This window comes from Pseudomonas sp. GL_093, from assembly GCF_057837605.1.
Genome location: NZ_CM174448.1, coordinates 1,398,122 through 1,416,647, shown reverse-complemented (window position 1 = coordinate 1,416,647; position 18,526 = coordinate 1,398,122). Strand labels below are relative to the sequence as shown.

Below are 18,526 nucleotides of genomic sequence, written 5' to 3'. Positions count from 1 at the left end.
CCAGCGAAGCCGGGGTGGTCAAGGTGCTTGGCCAGTACAGTTCTTTGCAGTATGGGCGACAATCAGCGCGTGACAGGGGCGCCGATTTACACAAAAGGCATCAGCTCGGCGTGTGCCGGTGTTGAAACATCCATTTCAAGCTGATGTTTGGCATCAAGGTAATGTTGGCTGAACACGTCGAAATAAGCGTCCAGTGCCGACGCAGCCTCAGTATCACCCGCCAGATCGAGACACAACGCCGCCACTTCGGCGGTGCATAAATGCTCGCTGCGGGTCGACCGGCGCAACCGGTACCGCGACAACTTCTCGGGCAACAGGCTCAGGATCGGAAGCCGATCGAAGTAGGGGCTTTTGCGGAAAATCTTCCGGGCTTCTGTCCAGGTGGCATCCAGCAGAATGAACAGCGGACGCTTCGAACTATCGGCATCGACGCTGTTTGTGACACGCTCGGGTTCGACGTACTCCCCCGGAAACACCAGATAAGGCTGCCATTGCGGGTCGGCCAGCAGCGCCAGCAGTTGCTCATCAACTTCCGTACGCGACCAGATGAACGCATGGTTGTCGCGCACCACATCGGCGATCAGCCAACCGGTGTTGCTCGGTTTGAACACTTCCTTGTTGGTCATGATCAGGCACACGCCAGAACGGGCCTCGACTTGCGGGCGCCAGGCGCACAGGCAGTGACTCTCGATCACGCGGCAGGCTCGGCAACGCGGTGCCCTCCAGCCTCGGGCCTGAATCGGCTTGATGCCCTCCTCCTCTCGCTCATCGCGCAAGCGGGCTACTGCGTTTGCAGCAAAGTGTGGGGTTGCAGGGTTCATCGCAGGCAACGCCGGCAGGGGAAGAAAATCGACACGAAAAACACTCGGCAGGGCAGAAAGTGGCGGCAGTTTATCAGAGCAGCCGGCGCAAGCCTGTACCGTCCAGGCCTCGTCCCCTATAATTCGCCGCCACTGAACGCACAGTCATGTGACGGGTCGAACCACCAGTCACTGAACCAGGAGAGTTTCATGCTGCGCCTTATCGTTCCCACCGCTGCCATTTTGCTGGCGTCGTCCTTCAGCGCTCAGGCTGCTTCCTTGAGTGAGCAGAATCTCAACAGAGAGCTGCGAAACGTCGCCACACAAAGCAGTGTTGGTACTCCACGGGCGATCAACGAAGACATTCTTGATCAGGGCTACACCGTCGAAGGCAACACGCTGATCAACCATCTGAGCGTACAAAGCAGCCACGCCAACAAGATGCGTGCCGACCCGAAAGCCGTGTATTTCCAGCTTGGCGCCTCTGTATGCAACAACCCATCGTTCCGCAAACTGATGGCCAAGGGTGCGGTCATGCGTTACGACTTCACTGAGGTGAAGACCAACCGCGCAGTCGGCTCCGCCAGCTATCAGGAATCGGACTGCCCGAAAGCGGCTCCGACCAAGAAGAAGTAATCATTGGGAATTGGCGCGCCGCTGTTCATCCTCGGCGCGCAGTTCTGCCAACAACGCCTGCAAATAACGGGAACGTCGGTCGCCCCCCTCCAGACGCCGGCAGCACTCTTCTTCGAGACTCAAATGATTGGTCTCGGCCGATGACTTCAGTAATCGATACAATTGCGTATCGATCTCCAGAATGACTCTGGCCATCGCTTCCCGCCTCCCTGCACCTCGCCCTTGCTTGAGCGATAAAATCCTTGAACCGCTTGTAACGTGCGTCCTGCCTTTGACGCAAAGTTGTCGTGTCGTGCCTGTAATTTAGTAAATCAGACTGTTGGACACTCGCCTTGCGTTCAGACGAGCGGTGAAAGCACCTTGCAAATCGCCAATAAGCGGTTGCCAGGAAAGACTTTGCAGCGCAATGATCAAGTCAGCGAAAAACGCTATGAGGGTCTAGATTCATAGTGTTCACGTTTACTTTTCAGGGCAGGAAAGGGGCTGCCCATTGCGCGTCTTGTTGTGCGAATGTTTCCTTCATCCAAGGGAAAAACAGAGCCTGTATGGAAGGAGAAGTTGATGCCTTACCAACCGAACGACCTCCTGAGCCGTCATTTTGAAGAAAGCGGCCACGACCTCATCAGCAAGGTCGAAGAGCAACTCAACCTGGTTTCACCCAACAGCCCGAACATCCCGATCTACCGCGACATGATCCTGACCGTGCTGCGCATGGCCCAGGAAGATCACAACCGCTGGAATGCCAAGATCACCCTGCAAGCCCTACGCGAACTGGAACACGCTTTCCGTGTTCTGGAGCAATTCAGGGGTCGACGCAAAGTCACCGTTTTCGGCTCGGCCCGAACACCGATAGAACATCCGCTGTACGGTCTGGCCCGAGAGCTCGGTGCAGCGCTGGCGCGCTCAGATCTGATGGTCATCACCGGTGCCGGTGGCGGCATCATGGCGGCGGCCCACGAAGGTGCTGGCCTGGCACACAGCCTGGGATTCAACATCACCCTGCCCTTCGAACAGCATGCCAATCCCACCGTGAATGGCACTACCAACCTGCTGCCCTTCCACTTCTTCTTTACCCGCAAGCTGTTCTTCGTCAAGGAAGCCGATGCGCTGGTCCTGTGCCCTGGCGGTTTCGGTACCCTGGATGAAGCGCTGGAAGTGCTGACACTGATCCAGACTGGCAAAAGCCCGCTAGTGCCCGTGATATTGCTGGACGCTCCCGGCGGCAAGTTCTGGCAAGGCGCATTGGACTTCATTCACCATCAACTGGAGGAAAATCGCTACATTCTGCCGACCGATATGAAACTCGTCAGTCTGGTCTACAGCGCGGAAGAGGCTGTGGAGCAGATCAACCAGTTCTACAGCAACTTCCACTCCAGCCGCTGGCTCAAGCATCAATTCGTGATCCGCATGAATCACAAGCTCAGCGACCAGGCGCTCGAACACATGCAAGAGGCATTTGCCGACCTGTGCCTGAGCGATCATTTCCATCAACATGCTTACAGCGGAGAGGAGCACGACGAACCGCAGTTCAGCCACCTGGCGCGACTCGCTTTCACCTTCAACGCCCGTGATCATGGACGCCTGCGGGAACTGGTGGACTACATCAACCTGCCGGAAAACTGGGCGCAATCCCAACCCCAGGCGCAACAGCGCTCGCGGGAACCGTCCAAGGTTACGTAAACAAAAAAAACGGCCCGCTATCGAAATAGCGAGCCGTTTCAGTTAATCGTCCATCCCTCGGCCGCTGAACAAGCGGCTGATCATTTCCATGGAATATCCCCGATAACTCAGGAACCTGCCTTGTTTGGCACGTTCCCGGGCGTCTATCGGTAAATGCCCGGAAAACTTTCGCCGCCAGGTGTCTTCCAGTTGTTCCTGCCAGTTGATACCGCTCTCGCGTAAAGCAAGTTCGATGTCAGTACGTTGCAGGCCGCGCTGGCTCAACTCTTCGCGAATACGCAAAGGGCCATAACCGGAACGGGAACGGTAGGAAACAAAGCTTTCGAGGTAGCGCGATTCAGACAGCAGGCCTTCTTCCGTCAAGCGGTCGAGTGCCGTGTCGATCATTTCAGGGAGGGCGCCGCGTTGACGCAGTTTACGTGTCAACTCGACTCGACCGTGCTCGCGTCGCGCGAGCAGGTCCATTGCGGTTCGCCGCACCGCGACGAGTGTATCGAGTACGGCGGTCATCGGATCAATCAGATATCAGCGTCAGCCAGGTCATCAGCAGTCTCTTTGACTGGCGATGCTTTAACGTCTGGCGCCGGGGTCAGCAACTTGTCACGCAGTTGCTTCTCGAGCTTGGCGGCGATTTCCGGATTGTCTGCCAGGAACTTGGCCGAGTTAGCCTTGCCCTGACCGATTTTGGTGCCTTCATAGGCATACCAGGCACCGGACTTCTCAACGAAACCGTGCAGAACACCCAGGTCGATCATCTCACCGTTGAGGTAGATGCCCTTGCCGTAAAGAATCTGGAACTCGGCCTGACGGAACGGCGAAGCTACCTTGTTCTTCACAACCTTGACGCGGGTTTCGCTACCGACAACCTCGTCACCCTCTTTCACCGCACCGGTACGGCGGATGTCCAGACGAACCGAAGCGTAGAACTTCAGCGCGTTACCACCGGTGGTGGTTTCCGGGCTGCCGAACATCACACCGATTTTCATACGGATCTGGTTGATGAAGATAACCAGGCAGTTGGCGTTCTTGATGTTACCGGTGATTTTACGCAGCGCCTGGGACATCAGACGGGCTTGCAGGCCCACGTGCATGTCACCCATTTCGCCTTCGATTTCAGCCTTTGGAACCAGAGCCGCCACGGAGTCGACAATGATCACGTCAACCGCGTTGGAACGCACCAGCATGTCGGTGATTTCCAGGGCTTGCTCGCCGGTGTCCGGCTGCGAAACCAGCAGGTCGTCGACGTTGACGCCCAGTTTGCCGGCGTATTCAGGGTCGAGGGCGTGTTCAGCATCGACGAATGCGCAGGTCGCGCCGGCTTTTTGAGCCTGGGCGATGACCGACAGTGTCAGCGTGGTTTTACCGGAGGATTCAGGACCGTAGATTTCAACGATACGACCTTTTGGCAGACCGCCAATGCCGAGCGCGATGTCCAGACCCAGAGAGCCAGTGGAGATAGCCGGGATCGCCTGACGGTCCTGATCGCCCATACGCATTACGGCACCCTTGCCGAATTGACGTTCGATCTGACCCAGGGCCGCAGCCAAGGCTTTCTTCTTGTTGTCGTCCATTAAAGTCCTCACGTAATCAATAAGGCCTGACGGCCAACACCTGTATAAGTAGCCAGTATTATTCCACAGCGTTTCAGGATCGCCTACCCCTGATTTGAGATTTCTCCAGTGGCATGGCGCAGCAGCCCCTCTAGCGCGGCCTTCACCGTTTGTCGGCGGACCTCGTCACGGTTGCCGGGAAAGTACTGCACCTCGCTGAACACCTGTTCACCAACGCCCCAGGCCAGCCACACAGTGCCCACCGGCTTGCTCGGCGAACCGCCATCCGGTCCTGCTACACCACTGACCGCCACGGCAAATTGCGCCCGGCTTTTCTCCTGCGCGCCTCGGACCATGGCCTCGACCACCTCGCGACTGACCGCCCCCACCGTTGCAAACAACTCGACCGGGACATTCAATTGCTCGGTTTTCTGGCGATTGGAATAGGTGACATAACCCGCCTCGAACCATGCAGAACTCCCCGGAATCCGGGTGATCGCCTCGCTGATCCCGCCGCCGGTGCAGGATTCGGCAGCGGTGACGTGGGCATTGAGAACCTGCATGCGCCTGCCAAGTTCAGCGGCCAGTTGGGTGATTTCTTTCACGGTCATCTCCTGAGCAAGCGGAATGAGAACTACCGTACACGAGCCAATAACGCTTGCAAGGCGCAGGTTCGATCAAAATGTTAGCGAGCGAGGGCTCTGATATAAGCCTGACAGGCCTGCAAGGCAATCAGTCCGCGGTCCCCGGCGTCGGTGATGGCGATAATTCGCTGAGCATGCGCCGGCTCAAGTCGGGCGCGCGCGACTCCATGATCCACGCTGCCGGCTCCGGAGGCGATTGGCACTGCACAGACAGAGGCTGCGTCATGGGCATCGAGGAGGACTGACAAGCGCACATCAGCAGTGGTAAGACGATCGCGCAGGCGACCTTGATCACGTTGGGCATCGCTAAGCGCTCGATAATGGGTTTGTTCACTGGCCGACAGTCGCTGTTCCAGCGCCAGGCGCTTGTCCTGCTCGGCCTGTTGCTGCGCTGCGGCTGCCAGGCTCAGCTGATTCAACGCCTCGGCGTGCACTCTCGCCTGTTCCGCCAGTTGCCCACCATAACGCCAATCCTGAAAGCGCCAGGCCAGCGCCGCCGAGCCACCGGCCAACACAGCCAGAAACACAACAACGCCAATGACGCGGTAAGACATCGGCATCAAACCAAAGGCTGGCATAACACCGCCCTCGCCCGCGCCCAGAGTTGCAAGCGATCCTGCAAACCGTTCAGTCCGCCGTTGATGCGGCGAGTGATGCTGTTGAACTGGTCGCGGTCGGCCAGTTCGTTCAGGCCGTTCTGGTCCCAAAACCACGCAGCAGATTCGGCGGCCCATTGCGGTTGTTCCAGCAGCTCCGGCAGCGCCAGCAGACGTTCATCGCCAAACAGGCCGAGGCTGCATTCCCGGTAATTATTCCGACCTGTGATCTGGATCAGCCCGCGACCGCGGTACTTCTGGCCGTCACCATCAACCTCCGGGGTATTGCCCAAACGCGAGGCCAAGGTGCCGGTGTCGTATTTGCTCAGGTATTGGTTGTTACCCAGTTCGCGCACGTACTGCAACTGCCCCGATTCATGGCCGACTTGCGCGAGGAAAGCGGCGATGCGTTTGGCGGTGTTGATGTTGCGGTGGGTCATGGCGCAATTAAGGGCGGAAATGAAAACGCCCGCTTGGGAGCGGGCGTTGGGCATAACGATCTGTAGTTGTTGCTGCGTAACGGTCATATAGCCCCCAGGCCCTGACGAGTGTCTGGTTCGTGTCAAAGATATCCATTCAGCCAAAGTGGCGTGGTGGGTCGATGTTCAGTGAAAGGAAAAAACGACCCTTGCGGCCAATCCCGAAGTGCACGGCGATAGGCCTGCAACTCGGCGTATTGCTCGGTGGTCAGCGTCGTGCCACCGCCATCCTCCAGCTCGTCCCTGTCGCGGGCAACCATGCTGTCAGTGGCCGATAACTGAGTATCACGCCAAAGGCGCTCGGCCTTCGCTGCTTCCTCCGGCACAAGAGGCGGTGTATCCACAAGAACGGGATAGCCATTATCGGCCCGTACAGAAATCATTTTCGGGGTTACAGCCAACTGTTGGAGTAACGAAATCCAATAAGCCTGGGGGATTTCTATGACATCGGAAGGGATATCCGACGCATTGATTCCAGGAATCATAAACACCACAGGTACTTGCGCTAAACAAAACATTGAACGCGTTCATTCAATAGCCCTTTGCAAAATAATTCACGCTCCATCCCGCCTGCACCTGACCGGAAAAACTCCGAACCTTCAGGCGGCAGCCCTGTTTGGTCCCTGTGCCCCCGACCAAGATGACCATCGCCCCGTCGCCGCCCACATGGGTGGCCACGAGCGAAGAAAAAGCCGTCGGGAACGAAATCGGGAAAGTGATATAGACATCGCCATTGGCATCCGTGGTGCCGACGCCCCATTGTTCAATGTTGCCACTGGGATGCTTCTGGTAACCGACGTTGCCGTAGACGCCGGAGAAGGACGATGCGTACTTGTCGCTGACCGAGCCCCCATACAAGCGCCACTCGTTACTCAGCTTGATGAAGTGCGCGGAGTCACCGACGCCGAGCTTGACCGGCCCGAACGTGCTGTTACAGGTCTCGATGATTTCGGCGCCAGCGGGGTTGATGGTCAGCACGCCGTTTCCGGCGTTGATGACATGGATTGTGCTGGCATGGGCAAGTCCATTGATGGACGGCAACGTCGCCGTGATCGGCGTGGCGCTGGCAAAACTCGCCACCCCGCCCACGTTGGCTGCGGTCAGCGCAGCGCTCGCGGGAAAGACGTTGAAACCTGAAAACTGTAGACCGCTGCGGGTCACAAATTCAGTGGTGGCGACCGACTGATCGCTGTCGAACTGTGGCGCGGTCACAAACAGCTTGTTACTGCGCAACGCCGTCAACAGTTGATCGTTACTCACCTCTGACGGTTTGATACCGGCAGCCTCGATGACTTTCAACAACTCCAGAGTGACACCGTTGCCCCAGCTGGCAGGGATCAAAGAACCCGGAGTCCCTGTGATCGGGTTTTCATCGACAAACTTGCCGTCCACCAGACCAGTGCTGGGGACGCTATTGGGATAATCCACGGTATATCCTTCCGTTGGTATTTTGCAGGCAGCAGCGTGCAGGCAACATAAGACTGCACTTCCAGTTATTAATAAGTTTCAGGGTTTATACGGCTACGTCGCTGATAGGTGAAGCCGGCCAGTCAATGATCAGTGGGAAGTCCGGTTGCTGTTCAATGTTCATCAACTTGAGCGTATAGCGTTTCCACTCTTTCAGAGTGGCCAGTTGAACATTGGTGGCCTCACCCAGTTCATAGGCGTATTGCAGCGGTGCGACGCGAATAACCATCTCACGCAGACGATTGTCTCGCTCGGCCTCGGCTTGAGCGGTTTTGTCTGTTCGTTCGGCAGCCAAGTCCAGCGCCCAGTTATCATTCAGCCAAACATAATATTCGCCGGGGCGAGGCTTGACGGTCAGATAGTCAGGCAACGGGCCCAACTCGTACCAGAATTGAAGGCCATCTGTGTCTTTGCGATACACCGGGCGGTTGCGCAAATCGATCAGTTGCGAAGCGGCACCGTTACGCCAAACCCATACATAACCGGTTTTGGCGGGTGGCAGAATTTCTGGCAACTCGATCGCATTGCCCGGTAATACAACGCCCATACCAGGAATGACCGGCAACTCGACGGGACCCGTCAACTCTTGAGAACTTTCATTTAAATAGTAATAAGCCATATGCCCCTCAAATCAGTTTCAATCGACCTGGATAAGCAATGTTCCTGGGGCGAGTCATCCCCCAGTAAGCACTGCCCAGATTCTCGGTCATGGTGGCTGATACGTAGTAACAGAGACCGGTAAAGGTTGTTGGATCAGCCCCTACTGTCGCGATGTTGGCAATACCCTGAACCGCTGGAGCGGCACCGTTATCACCCGTGATGTTGGTACCCATCTGCCAGGTGCCGGCTGCGCGCGCAGTATCGACACCGCGTTGTTCATCGAGAACGCGGATAAACTCACCTCGAACTTCCGGGGCCCGGAACGTCTTGATCCCATCGCCACTGCTCCAACCTCCGGCGCGGTCAACTTCTGCGCGCAACATTCCGGACTGAACGGCGTGATCCCAAAGCCAGGGCCATTCGGAGCGAAAAAACTCTCTGCCGTTCAACGCGCCATAACCCCCTGGACTGAATGCGGTTGTCGTCTCAAGAACAATCCTTCCCAATGGCGTTGCATCGAAGCGCCCGACGGGCCACCAATTGCTCGCTCCATCGCTTCGCAAGTGCCACCAATCACCCGCCCCCATCAAAACCAGAAACGGGTATCCGTTTGGCGACAAGTGTGTATGGAACTTGATTCGATCATTACCTGAGGCCTGTACTACCAAGCGATTGACACTGTTGTCAGTCCGTCGAACAACGACATCCCGAACACCTGACAACGAACTTGCTGCCGGCAGGGTAATAGTCGTCTCCGTCGCACTGGCGTTAATCAGTACCAGCCCCAACTCTTCTGGCATCAACGCCCTTGATGTCGATACTTCAGTCACCCGCGAAGACATGGGACTGGCCAAATTCAGGAGCGTCTTCAAGGCCATCAACAATTGATCGTTAACACCCTCGGCTGGCGTCATTCCGGCCGCTGTAATAACGGCCAGAAGCTCTTCGGTCACACTGTTTCCCCATACTGCCGGGATCAACGATCCCGGCGTCCCGGCGACGGGGTTTTCATCGACGAACCGGCCATTGACCAGTCCGACGCTGGGGACGCTTTTTGGATAATCCATACGTCTTTCGTTCCTCTGAAATAACAAATGGTCCGTGTCGATGCGGTTATCGGTGCAATCGCGCCCACGGTTTTTTCAAGAAAAAAAAAGCCCACGAATACGTGGGCCTGAACAGGGGAGTTGAAGGGTTCTCGCCTAGTCAGCCAGACCGCTGACGAATTCACGAATAGCCACCAACGCTTCATCGCCAGCGCTGCGGGCCAGATCGATCTTGCCCTTGGCCGCGTGAGCACGGATTTGCATTTTGGCCGTGAGGCGCAAGGTGCGCAGGGTCAGCAGATTGTCGCTCAGCTGTGCGGCTTTGCTCAGGATCTGCTCGGCGGCTTGTTTAGCTGTTCGGCCTTTAACGACCCATGCGGAGACGGCCATCGGCACGTCCTTTTTTGGGTAGCCCGCGTCCTTGTAATCTTGGGCGGCAACGGCGGCCTGGGCATATTCCATTGCCTTGAGTGGATCACCGGCCAGAGCAGTGCGTGCTTTGTCTGCAGCAGCATCGACTTTGGCGCACAGGCGTTCGGTTTCCTGTTGTCCCAGCTCTGCGACTTTCAAAGAATCCAACACCCACGTTTCACCATCCCAATCATGGGCTGGAGAAGGTTGGGCAGGACGAAGTCCGTCCTCAAATTGATGAAGCTCTTGAATAACGTTCATCGAATCAACTCCCAGGAAAAACTGATATTGACCGCCGCACTGAAGTTGACTGCGATGCCCGACGCATACTCAGCCACGGGATGATTCTTGATGCCCATGCTGAACAGCAATTCATCGCTCACGGCACTGGTCGAACCGAGCATGTGTTCGGCCTGATACGACTGCCATAACGAGCGTAACTGCGAATGATCAAAACTGGCGGTCAAGGTCGTTACCGTTACATCGTTGACATAGTTATTGGTAAAGATCGTGCACGGTGTCGGAGACGTCCAACCAGCGTCGTGGTTGGAACTGGTGGTGAGCGCCGGCGAGAGAAAACAGTAGTTCCCCCCAACCCAGCCTGCTGATGCGAACGAGACTCCGGAAATGTCCGTCGGCGATGGCGAGGGGTTCCCGACGATCAGCCGCGCCGAACGCGCATGGGGATCAAGTGGCAAGTAAACGACGCCTGTCCCGTTGACCGTCTGGGACCATGAGAGCCGTGATCTGTTGTAGATCCCAAACACCGACGGCACGGTTCCCGGGGCGCCGGTAATGATCCAGGCGACGCACATATCCAATGGGGTCGACTGAAAGCCACCACCCGCTAAAGCATCCGGTGTGCCTTTCAAGGAAGCAGGCGCGACGTCATTAAGACTCCCGCGCTGGGCATAGAACTTCAAAACACCGGCCACCACCTGTGCCCTCAGGAAATACCAGGTGCTGGGCGATAGATCCGTACTCCAGGCCTGGGTCGTGAACGTACGAGTCCTGCCCAGTTGCCCCGCCACCACTTCCTGGCCGATGCTGATCAACACCCCCGCCGGAACCGACACCTTCCCTCCCATGGTCGCCAGAGCACTCGGAGTCACCAGCAAACGCCCATCAGCCGTGGCCACCGTCGGCGGCGGCAACGACCCAATCGGCAAAGCAGAATCCAGATTCCAGCCTTTCGCCGAAACACTCTGAATGGCTTGCAGCAATTGATCGAACTTCGTCTCATCCGGGGTCAAATCCCCAGCCTTGATGACGTTCACGATTTCCTGCGTCACGCTGTTCCCCCAAGCCGCAGGAATCAACGACCCCGGCGTCCCGGTCAACGGGTTCTCATCCACAAACTTCCCATTCACCAACCCGGCGCTGGGCACACTCTTCGGATAATCCATCCCTCTACTCCCTAGTCATAATTGATGTGCACCGTGGTATGCGCCGGTGTGCTGCGGTGGATCAGGCATTCCAGCGCGGAGCCCGGATTCACGCCGAAGCGCTCTCCCCAGTAACTCGCACCAAAACGCCGGCCCAGCAGCAGGCGGCCACCGGTGTTGAGCGTCCACATGAAATGCGCCTGCCATGTTCCGAAGTGCGCCTGGCCAAACCGGGCCCGTCCCATTCGCGGGACTTCAAGTTCGGTGATGGTGGCGTTCGGGTAACCCTGACTCTTGGCGATCTCGACGTAGTAGCTGATGGCTTGGCTGCCAACAGCGAGCAGTCGCCGGCGTACGGCGAGGCGGCGGTCGTCGAACAGAGGGGTGGCGCCCAGGCACGGATCCGGCAGGTTCATCACCCGTTCCCAATCCGGCACCAGCTCGCTGACGCCAGCCGGGTCCATTTCGTTGAGCAGGTCAGCGGCACGGGCGTCGAGGCGGGACAATTCCTGGGCGATGCCTTCAAGGACTTCTTCGAGTTCCGGGACCTGCTCGGGGTCCCACGCGGGACCGCTGGGTAGCAGGCTGCGCAGTTGGGCCTGGTATTGCGCGGCGGTTCTGATCACTGCCATACGCAACCTCCGAAGGTCAGCAACTGGTTGCTCGCAGCATCGACGTCGGCGGTAGGTGATTTGAGATCGTGATCACTTTCGCCGGTCGCGCTGCTGATGGCTTCACGGATGTGGCTCACCAGCAGGGTGTCGCCCAGGCCTCCTTCGCGGTTATGCAGATCGCGCAGTTGCGCCTCAACGGCGGCGCGTACGGCCGTGGTGTCGGGCTTCAGGCTCAGTCGGTAAGTCACCGGCACTTGTACCGGTGGCAGCACACGCAATTCGGCGGTGACTGGCCGCAGAGGCTCGATGTAGGCCTGGACTTCAGCCAATTGCTCGGGATTGGGGACGGGTTGCGCATCGTCGTCACGCATGATGTACAGACTGACAATGCCGGGGCCGGGATAGCTGCCACGACACCAGGCACGGGTCACTCCCGGGCATTCGAGTGCCCAGGTTTCGTAGTCTTGGGCCGAACCGCCGTGAGGAATGATCCGGTAAGAGCGAATCACCCGGGACCGCAGGGACTCCAGACTTTCCCGAGCGATACCGCCGGTCAACCCCGGCGCCAGCACCGTGAAGCTGTTGCCGATAATGCCCAGAATCGGCTGCACCGGAATCAGCATCATGCCGGCGTCGGCATTCCCGAGGCTGCCGGCGTCGAGGGCGGCGATGGTGGTGGTGTTCGAGCCATTGCTGGTGGTGCGGGCGGAGGTGACTTTATAAATGCGACCGTCGCTCGATTGCAGCAGCGTATCGACGTCCAGCACAGCGCCAGCGCTGGCGGTGAAGCTGACGCTGCCACTGGCCGATTGTGCGGCTTTGCGCGGCTGGTTCAGACGCAGTGCGGCGATCCGTTCCAGGGTCGACTCATCGGCTTTGTCCGGGAGAATCTGCTCGGCGATCCAGTTCAGATAGCCATACAGGCCATAGGCGGCGCCACCGAGGGTGCGGGCCAGCACTTGCGCATCGGACTGGCGCAGCGAATCGCTGGCCAGGTCGCTTTGGGTGCGCGTGATCAGCACCGGCAGCGAAGGGGTTTCAAACGGCATAGATCACCTGCCAACTGTTATCAGGGTTGATGTCCAGGCGCTCGCCGTCGGCCAGGGTCAGGACCGTGCGCAGGTTCAGGCGCTGGGCGTCGAGGCGTTCGCTGATGATGTCGATGGCGCTGCAATGGCCGTCGTCGATCAGCCATTGCAAGGCTTCGCGGGCATAGAACTCGGCGTCCATCTGGGTCTGCCGGGTCAGCTTGACCCGGCGCAACAGCCACAGGCGTGAGCCGATACGGTCGTCCGCGACCGTAGGAAAAGTGTCGCCCCACCAGCCGAAACGTTCTTCGTCATCGAGGGCATCGTCATCGGCGGCGCGGCGCCAGGTGAACAGGCTGATCAGCACCGAACGGGTCAGTGCGGCGTGGAGGTTCTGGCTGATAAACATCACTGGCCTCCCGCCGGCACGCCGGTCTGGCCGTTGCCCGCCTGCACGCCGACGTGCACGTGTTTGATCTGGCTGATGCCAGCGGCAATCTGATCGCCTTGCGAGACGATCTTGCCGGTCTGGGTCAGGGTCGGTGTGTCGATGTTTACGGCGGTGCTGGCGCGGATGTTCAGGGTCGCGGTCTGGATGTCGATAATCCGCCCGCGCTTGAAGTGAATCCTGTCGCCTTCGTCGGTGTAGATCGCCACTTCGCCCTGGGCCAGTGCCTTGAGGCGATAGCGGCGGTCGGCGACCACCAGGACGATGGCGTGGGAGCGGTCACCGCCCAGGAATGTGGCGATCCCTTCGGCTCCGGCCAATGGATTGCTGGTGAAACCGTAGGGTTCGAAGTGCTCCATGTCGTCATTCACTTCGCCAGCGGTGAGGCGCATTTGCAGCGATTGCAGCTTGGTAGCCGAGTTGGCGAGCACGACAGTGCCGCGCGCCAGGAGGCGTGTCAGTAGGCTCATGTGGATTACCTTGTAGGAGCGAGGCTTGGCGGGGTGTCAGGTTTTGGGGGGCACCGGATTCGCATCGAAGGTGTAAGGCGGCGCCACTTGCAGCGTGGTGACCGAGCCCTGTTCGGACAGCGAGTAAGTCACCTTGGAGATCAGCATGTCGTGGTCGAAACCCAACACCTTGTCGATCACGCGCACCAAGGTGTTGTGCTTCCACAAATCACCATTGGACTGTCGCCAGCCTTGTACCCGATAGGTCGTGGTGCCTGCCTTGCCGACGCGAATAGCGCTTTCCCAATCGGCACGTTGCTGCGCCAGTTCCGGGGTCAATTGCGCGCTTTCGCTGATCACAGTGATCCGCTTGCGTCCGATAATCGGGTCGGTAGAAACCCCGGACACTTCGCTCACGGCCGCACCGCTCTTTTCGTCGCCGCCCTTGTGCTGACCGATCACCCGGTACTCGGAAAACACCTGACTGAAGTCCATCGGCGCATTGGCCGACAGAATGTTCTTGCCCAGCTCAAGCACATCACTGGCTCGCCCACCGCTGCCCGGCCGGGCCAGTACCACCCGGCCTTCGGCGTCATCGGTGGAAAACACCCGAAACAGCGTGAGCAAACGGTCGATCGACTGAAAGACCGTTTCCCCCGGCACGATGGTGTGGCTGCCGAGTCGCGCGGTGTCGGGGATTTCACTGACCACTTTCCCGGCATAGGGCGCGGCCAGCGCCTGAACGATGCTGAGCAACGACTGCTGATGCCATTGGTTGGGCGTGTTGATCGCCGCACAGTCCACCAGGTCCTGAGTCTTCGAACTGCCTTCGATGCTCAGGCTGATCTGCCGCCCGTCATAGCTGATCGGCGCTTTGAACACATACCCGCTGAGCACCAGATCGCAGCCGATTCGCACTTGGCACGGCGCACCCGGGCGGATCGGCCGGTCGACCGTCTGCCCCGGCCATTGCCAGGTAATGTCGAGCTTGAAGGTGCGGAACTGACGCTCGAGGTCCGCCGTGATTTCAACGCTTTTCCAGCCGCCATACTCCAGACCGTCAACGGTCAGCAACACGCTGTTGTCGAGTTCATTCATGGTCTATTCCCCCAGGACTTTTACGTCGTCCAGCGGGAGAAATCCCGGATGAATAATGCCGTTGCGCTGCAGTACTTCAGCGATTCGCGTAGCGTCTCCACTTTGCTGATAGATCACTACCAGCCCCGGAAGGCTTTGCTTGAAAGACTTGCTCACCAGTCGAACACCCGACGACGCGACCGCTTTCAAATGCGCCCGGAGCGCCTGGCGCAGATTGCTCATCGCCAGATAGTGCGCGGGATCAGCCTTGGCCTCGGGCAGCTTGAACACTTCCTCAAGTGCCGCACGCAACGCCTCCAAATCGTCGACCACCGGAACGTCCTGGTGCGTGGTCGGTCGCACAGCCTGATGCCCGACCGGCAGGTTGGTGATCCGCTTGACGGCCTGCGAAGCCACCGGCATCGACGCGACCCACTGGGCTACTTGCACAATCAAGGTGTCCTGCACCAGATTGGTCAACGCCTGGGCCGCAGCGGTGGTGTCCTTGCCGGTGGTCAGCTTCGGCGCGTCGGCCTTCTTGATGGCTTCGACCTGTTGGGAGACGTTGGCAATCACGCCACGATAACCTTCACGGGCGAAGTCCTTCAGTTCGTTGATGTCGCCGATCAATCCCTTGAATTCCGCCGCCACATCCTTGGGCAGTTCCTTGACGGCTTTGACCAGATCGCTGATCTGCTGGTACTCATCGATCAACGGCTGGAGGTGCTGCTGAATCACCTCGTAAGCCTCCTTGATGCTGTTGCGCAGGTTGGCAATGCCGATCCGCGCAGCCTTGATCAAGGTCATCGCGTCTTCGAAGCGTTTCACCGCGGAACCCAGCAGGCTGTCCGCCGACACCAGCAATAGCTTCTGCGTGCTGACCGCCGCCGTCGGAAACGGCACCGGTTGATCGGGGTAAAACTTCAGGGTGAAGGTCACCAGCCCACCGTCCTGGCGGGTGTGGGTCATGTCGCATTCGCCGACCTTGACCTGCAGACGCCCCAGCCACGGGTGAACCAGCTCACCACTGCCCTGCTCCAGCGCCTTGAGCAGTTTGTCGCGCTGCTCCAGGCAATCGGGGCCGACGATAAATGCGGTCAAATCGTGAATCTTCGCCTGCAGGCCAAGGCCCTCGAAATACGGCAGGTCCCGCTGCGGATACTCGTGCAACTGGCCCTTTTGGCCGACCGGGTTTTTCGCCTGATCGACCCAGAACTGGACGCCGCGAAACGACGCCGGCATCAAACGATCACGCCAGCTCATTGGAACCTCCAAGGGACAGTGTGCGGTAGCCGATGCGCGAATTGATCGCCAGCGCCGGTTGATTGGTTTGCGGCTGATCGGTGCGCATGCCGGCCGGCGCATTTTCGAAGCGCACGGTCAGGCCGCCTTCGAGTTGTGTGCGGCTGTTGGCGGCGGTTTGCTGAATCAGGGCGCTGGAGTTTTGTGTCAGGGAGCCAGGCTGCATCGAGGGTTTGTGCGGCAGATTGCCGGGCAGCACTGACAGGCTTTGTGGTTGCTCGGTATCGGCGCCAAAAAACGCCGGCGCAAACATACCTTTGCCTTCGGCATTGGTTTTTTCTTGAGCCTCGGTCAGGCCTTCGACCTTGCCGGTCACGCTGGTGACAAGGCTGCCGAAACCACCAGCAAAGAATTCCTTGATCGGCGCTACGACGCCTTGCAGCTTGTCCCACCATTGGCTGAACCATTCGGTAATCGGCTCCCAACGCTTTTTGATCTCCTCCAGCGGAAACCAGTCAAACAGGCTACGCAGCGTGTCGTACATCACCAGCGCCGGGACCTTGATGCTGTCCCAGATCCCGGAAAACAATTCGGTGACCGCGCCCCAGCCGGCGATGATCATCTCCCGCGGCGACCAGTCGAACAGGCCGTGCAGAAAGTCCATGACCGGCACCGACAGTGCTCTGAGCAAGTCCCAGATCGCCGAAAACAGCCCCGTCAACGGTGTCCAGTTGCTGATGATCAAACCCAGTGGCGACCAGGAGAACAGCGTCTGGAAAAAACCGATTACCGGCGTGGCCGCCGCTTTGATGACGTCCCAGATCGCCGCGAACACGGTGGTGATCGACCCCCAATGGCTGATGATTTGCCCAAGCGGCGTGAACGCAAACATCGTCTTGAAGAACTCGACCATGGGCATCACGACCGGAGAAATCTTTTGCCAGAGCCCGGCGAAAAACGTCGATATGGGCTTCCAGTTGGCCACAATCAAACCGGCTGCCAGGGCGATGCCCGTGGCAATCAGCACAATGGGGTTGGTCTTGAGCACCATGTTCATCAGATCGAACACTTGGGTCGCGCCGGTCACAGCCGTTTGCATCGCCGAAAACGCAATGGCACCGGCCGCCAGTCCTTCGACCAACTTGGGGTTGTCATTGAGCAGATTGCCAAAGCCAATGAGCAGCGGCTGAATTCCTGCCGTGACGGTCGCGACGGCAGGTTGTAACGCGGTGTTTGCGGCAACCGACACCTGCTCCATCGACCGACTGAACACATTCATGGTTTGCGCGACGCTGGTCGGCACGCTCGGTACATCGACACCTTTGGCGGCCTCACTGACCTCGGTCAATTGGCCCTTGAACGCAGCGGACGCCTTGATCCCGTCCACGAAGGGCGTGATCACGCTGCCACCCTTGAACAGACCGCTGATGTCCAGCTTGCCCAGCCCCGTCTGTTCAAGATGTGTTTTGAAGCCTTCGACCTTCGCTCGAAGGCCGGCGAGCTTGAGGGTCAGTTTATCGATCCCCGTCAACCGGACCGGTTTTTCATTTTCCTTTTCCATGTCTGCCATCACTGCACCTGCTGCATCGCATTGATCCGTTGCGCGTGCTCCAGCGATTCGCGGAGCACATCCAGTGGCCTGGCCATCATCTGTTCGGGGTCAACCTTCCAGAACCAGGCCAGGTCATAGGCGACTGAAATCAGGTCGGTGATGGCTCCGACGCCGCACTCATGAAAAAACTCGCGACAGCCCAGCTCAGCGCGTTGAGGTCAGCCAGATCCAACTGATTGACCGACGACGGCGGGATGCCGGCGCACACCGCGATGTATTTGGCCGCGACGTCCATGTCGAGGCTGACTTCTTCGCTCTTGTCGATCTTGTACGGCAGCGCCTTGATCGCTCGAACTTCCTGCACCGTCGGGCGGCGCAGGTTGAGTTCGGTCAAGGGCTCGCCGTGCGCTTCGATCGCAACTTGAAGCTTCACGGCGCCAGTCATTGCCAGGTCCCCTTGATGCCTTCGAACTTCAGTTCGATGGTGGCGTCATCGCCCTTGGAGACAGGTTCTTCAACCAGGTAGGCGCCGGCCAGTACGTAGACTTTGCCGTTGCTGAATTCGCAGGTGACGGTCATGTCGGTGCCTGCGATCAGTTGCTTGAGCGGGAAGTCCGCGGTGTGCAGCGCCGTCACTTTGAACGACGGGGCGATGTCAGTTTCCTTGTAGAAACCCGGTACGACGGTTTCCCGTTTCACAGCCAACAAGGGCGCTTCGCAGCCGCCGTTGATGGTCAGTTGAGCGCCGTCCACTTTGACGTAGCAGGTGCCCGCAATCAGTTGACCCATGGTGTTTCTCCCTTCAAATAAAAAGCCCACGCG

At 58.6% G+C, this 18,526-nt stretch carries 24 protein-coding genes; 2 read left to right on the top strand and 22 right to left on the bottom strand.

Translation table 11 applies throughout. The annotated features are described in order from the left end of the window. Window positions 1–86 precede the first annotated feature (86 nt). A complete protein-coding gene (locus AC3IUE_RS06295; RefSeq protein WP_489266215.1) occupies window positions 87–821 on the bottom strand; it encodes a tRNA-uridine aminocarboxypropyltransferase in 735 nt (244 codons plus the stop codon). A gap of 189 nt (window positions 822–1,010) precedes the next feature. Between AC3IUE_RS06295 and AC3IUE_RS06290 the strand changes: the two genes are divergently transcribed. Further along, entirely contained in the window at window positions 1,011–1,436 is a 426-nt protein-coding gene (locus tag AC3IUE_RS06290; RefSeq protein WP_056739218.1) for a PA3611 family quorum-sensing-regulated virulence factor, read from the top strand. On the opposite strand, the gene AC3IUE_RS06285 is transcribed toward AC3IUE_RS06290, so the two are convergent. Further along, on the bottom strand, window positions 1,437–1,631 hold the full coding sequence (locus AC3IUE_RS06285) for a hypothetical protein (protein ID WP_056739216.1): 195 nt from the start codon (window positions 1,629–1,631) through the stop codon (window positions 1,437–1,439). Window positions 1,632–1,997: 366 nt separating this feature from the next. On the opposite strand from AC3IUE_RS06285, the gene AC3IUE_RS06280 reads away from it, so the two are divergent. Continuing rightward, the gene (locus AC3IUE_RS06280) at window positions 1,998–3,116 is read left to right on the top strand and encodes an LOG family protein (protein WP_056739214.1); all 1,119 of its coding nucleotides are present in this window, start codon (window positions 1,998–2,000) and stop codon (window positions 3,114–3,116) included. 42 nt (window positions 3,117–3,158) lie between these two features. Here the strand turns inward: AC3IUE_RS06280 and recX are convergent, their stop codons facing one another. The 20 genes from recX to AC3IUE_RS06180 form a co-directional block, all read right to left on the bottom strand. Further along, window positions 3,159–3,626 (bottom strand): recombination regulator RecX, encoded by a 468-nt coding sequence (gene recX / locus AC3IUE_RS06275; protein ID WP_046046277.1) that lies wholly within the window; start codon window positions 3,624–3,626, stop codon window positions 3,159–3,161. Window positions 3,627–3,634: 8 nt separating this feature from the next. Then, window positions 3,635–4,687 carry a recombinase RecA gene (recA, locus tag AC3IUE_RS06270; protein WP_007907270.1) on the bottom strand — a complete coding sequence of 351 codons (1,053 nt, stop codon included), beginning with the start codon at window positions 4,685–4,687 and terminating at the stop codon, window positions 3,635–3,637. A gap of 83 nt (window positions 4,688–4,770) precedes the next feature. Next, a complete protein-coding gene (locus AC3IUE_RS06265; protein ID WP_489266211.1) occupies window positions 4,771–5,271 on the bottom strand; it encodes a CinA family protein in 501 nt (166 codons plus the stop codon). A gap of 80 nt (window positions 5,272–5,351) precedes the next feature. Next, on the bottom strand, window positions 5,352–5,888 hold the full coding sequence (locus AC3IUE_RS06260) for a lysis system spanin subunit (protein ID WP_489266209.1): 537 nt from the start codon (window positions 5,886–5,888) through the stop codon (window positions 5,352–5,354). Beyond that, the gene (locus tag AC3IUE_RS06255) at window positions 5,870–6,433 is read right to left on the bottom strand and encodes a glycoside hydrolase family 19 protein (RefSeq protein WP_489266207.1); all 564 of its coding nucleotides are present in this window, start codon (window positions 6,431–6,433) and stop codon (window positions 5,870–5,872) included. Before AC3IUE_RS06255 ends, AC3IUE_RS06260 begins: the two co-directional genes overlap by 19 nt. A 35-nt stretch (window positions 6,434–6,468) precedes the next feature. Further along, window positions 6,469–6,903, bottom strand: a complete 435-nt coding sequence (locus AC3IUE_RS06250; protein ID WP_489266205.1) for a phage tail assembly chaperone — start codon at window positions 6,901–6,903, stop codon at window positions 6,469–6,471. A 13-nt stretch (window positions 6,904–6,916) separates the two neighbouring features. Beyond that, entirely contained in the window at window positions 6,917–7,813 is an 897-nt protein-coding gene (locus tag AC3IUE_RS06245) for a gp53-like domain-containing protein (protein WP_489266203.1), read from the bottom strand. An 85-nt stretch (window positions 7,814–7,898) separates the two neighbouring features. Continuing rightward, complete coding sequence (locus AC3IUE_RS06240) at window positions 7,899–8,471, bottom strand: tail fiber assembly protein (RefSeq protein ID WP_489266201.1); 573 nt, start codon at window positions 8,469–8,471, stop codon at window positions 7,899–7,901. Window positions 8,472–8,478: 7 nt separating this feature from the next. Then, window positions 8,479–9,519, bottom strand: coding sequence for a phage tail protein (locus AC3IUE_RS06235; protein ID WP_489266200.1), 1,041 nt, complete (start codon window positions 9,517–9,519; stop codon window positions 8,479–8,481). A 135-nt stretch (window positions 9,520–9,654) separates the two neighbouring features. Continuing rightward, window positions 9,655–10,170 carry a phage tail protein gene (locus tag AC3IUE_RS06230; RefSeq protein WP_489266198.1) on the bottom strand — a complete coding sequence of 172 codons (516 nt, stop codon included), beginning with the start codon at window positions 10,168–10,170 and terminating at the stop codon, window positions 9,655–9,657. Then, window positions 10,167–11,315: a phage tail protein gene (locus AC3IUE_RS06225; RefSeq protein ID WP_489266196.1), complete on the bottom strand. Its 1,149-nt coding sequence runs from the start codon at window positions 11,313–11,315 to the stop codon at window positions 10,167–10,169. The genes AC3IUE_RS06230 and AC3IUE_RS06225 overlap by 4 nt, the downstream gene beginning before the upstream one ends. An 11-nt stretch (window positions 11,316–11,326) precedes the next feature. Further along, window positions 11,327–11,926 carry a YmfQ family protein gene (locus AC3IUE_RS06220; protein ID WP_489266194.1) on the bottom strand — a complete coding sequence of 200 codons (600 nt, stop codon included), beginning with the start codon at window positions 11,924–11,926 and terminating at the stop codon, window positions 11,327–11,329. Continuing rightward, a complete protein-coding gene (locus AC3IUE_RS06215) occupies window positions 11,917–12,957 on the bottom strand; it encodes a baseplate J/gp47 family protein (RefSeq protein ID WP_489266192.1) in 1,041 nt (346 codons plus the stop codon). Before AC3IUE_RS06215 ends, AC3IUE_RS06220 begins: the two co-directional genes overlap by 10 nt. Further along, window positions 12,947–13,345, bottom strand: a complete 399-nt coding sequence (locus tag AC3IUE_RS06210; protein WP_038979177.1) for a phage GP46 family protein — start codon at window positions 13,343–13,345, stop codon at window positions 12,947–12,949. The genes AC3IUE_RS06215 and AC3IUE_RS06210 overlap by 11 nt, the downstream gene beginning before the upstream one ends. Beyond that, on the bottom strand, window positions 13,345–13,854 hold the full coding sequence (locus AC3IUE_RS06205; protein ID WP_489266190.1) for a phage baseplate assembly protein V: 510 nt from the start codon (window positions 13,852–13,854) through the stop codon (window positions 13,345–13,347). Before AC3IUE_RS06205 ends, AC3IUE_RS06210 begins: the two co-directional genes overlap by 1 nt. A 36-nt stretch (window positions 13,855–13,890) precedes the next feature. Next, window positions 13,891–14,931 carry a phage baseplate assembly protein gene (locus AC3IUE_RS06200; RefSeq protein WP_489266189.1) on the bottom strand — a complete coding sequence of 347 codons (1,041 nt, stop codon included), beginning with the start codon at window positions 14,929–14,931 and terminating at the stop codon, window positions 13,891–13,893. Window positions 14,932–14,934: 3 nt separating this feature from the next. Beyond that, window positions 14,935–16,173, bottom strand: a complete 1,239-nt coding sequence (locus AC3IUE_RS06195; RefSeq protein ID WP_489266187.1) for a DNA circularization protein — start codon at window positions 16,171–16,173, stop codon at window positions 14,935–14,937. Continuing rightward, window positions 16,160–17,722: a phage tail protein gene (locus tag AC3IUE_RS06190; protein ID WP_489266185.1), complete on the bottom strand. Its 1,563-nt coding sequence runs from the start codon at window positions 17,720–17,722 to the stop codon at window positions 16,160–16,162. Before AC3IUE_RS06190 ends, AC3IUE_RS06195 begins: the two co-directional genes overlap by 14 nt. Before the next feature lie 130 nt (window positions 17,723–17,852). Beyond that, window positions 17,853–18,149, bottom strand: a complete 297-nt coding sequence (locus AC3IUE_RS06185) for a phage tail assembly protein (protein ID WP_046054588.1) — start codon at window positions 18,147–18,149, stop codon at window positions 17,853–17,855. Next, entirely contained in the window at window positions 18,146–18,493 is a 348-nt protein-coding gene (locus AC3IUE_RS06180; protein WP_056739184.1) for a phage tail tube protein, read from the bottom strand. The genes AC3IUE_RS06185 and AC3IUE_RS06180 overlap by 4 nt, the downstream gene beginning before the upstream one ends. Between the last annotated feature and the right edge of the window lie 33 nt (window positions 18,494–18,526).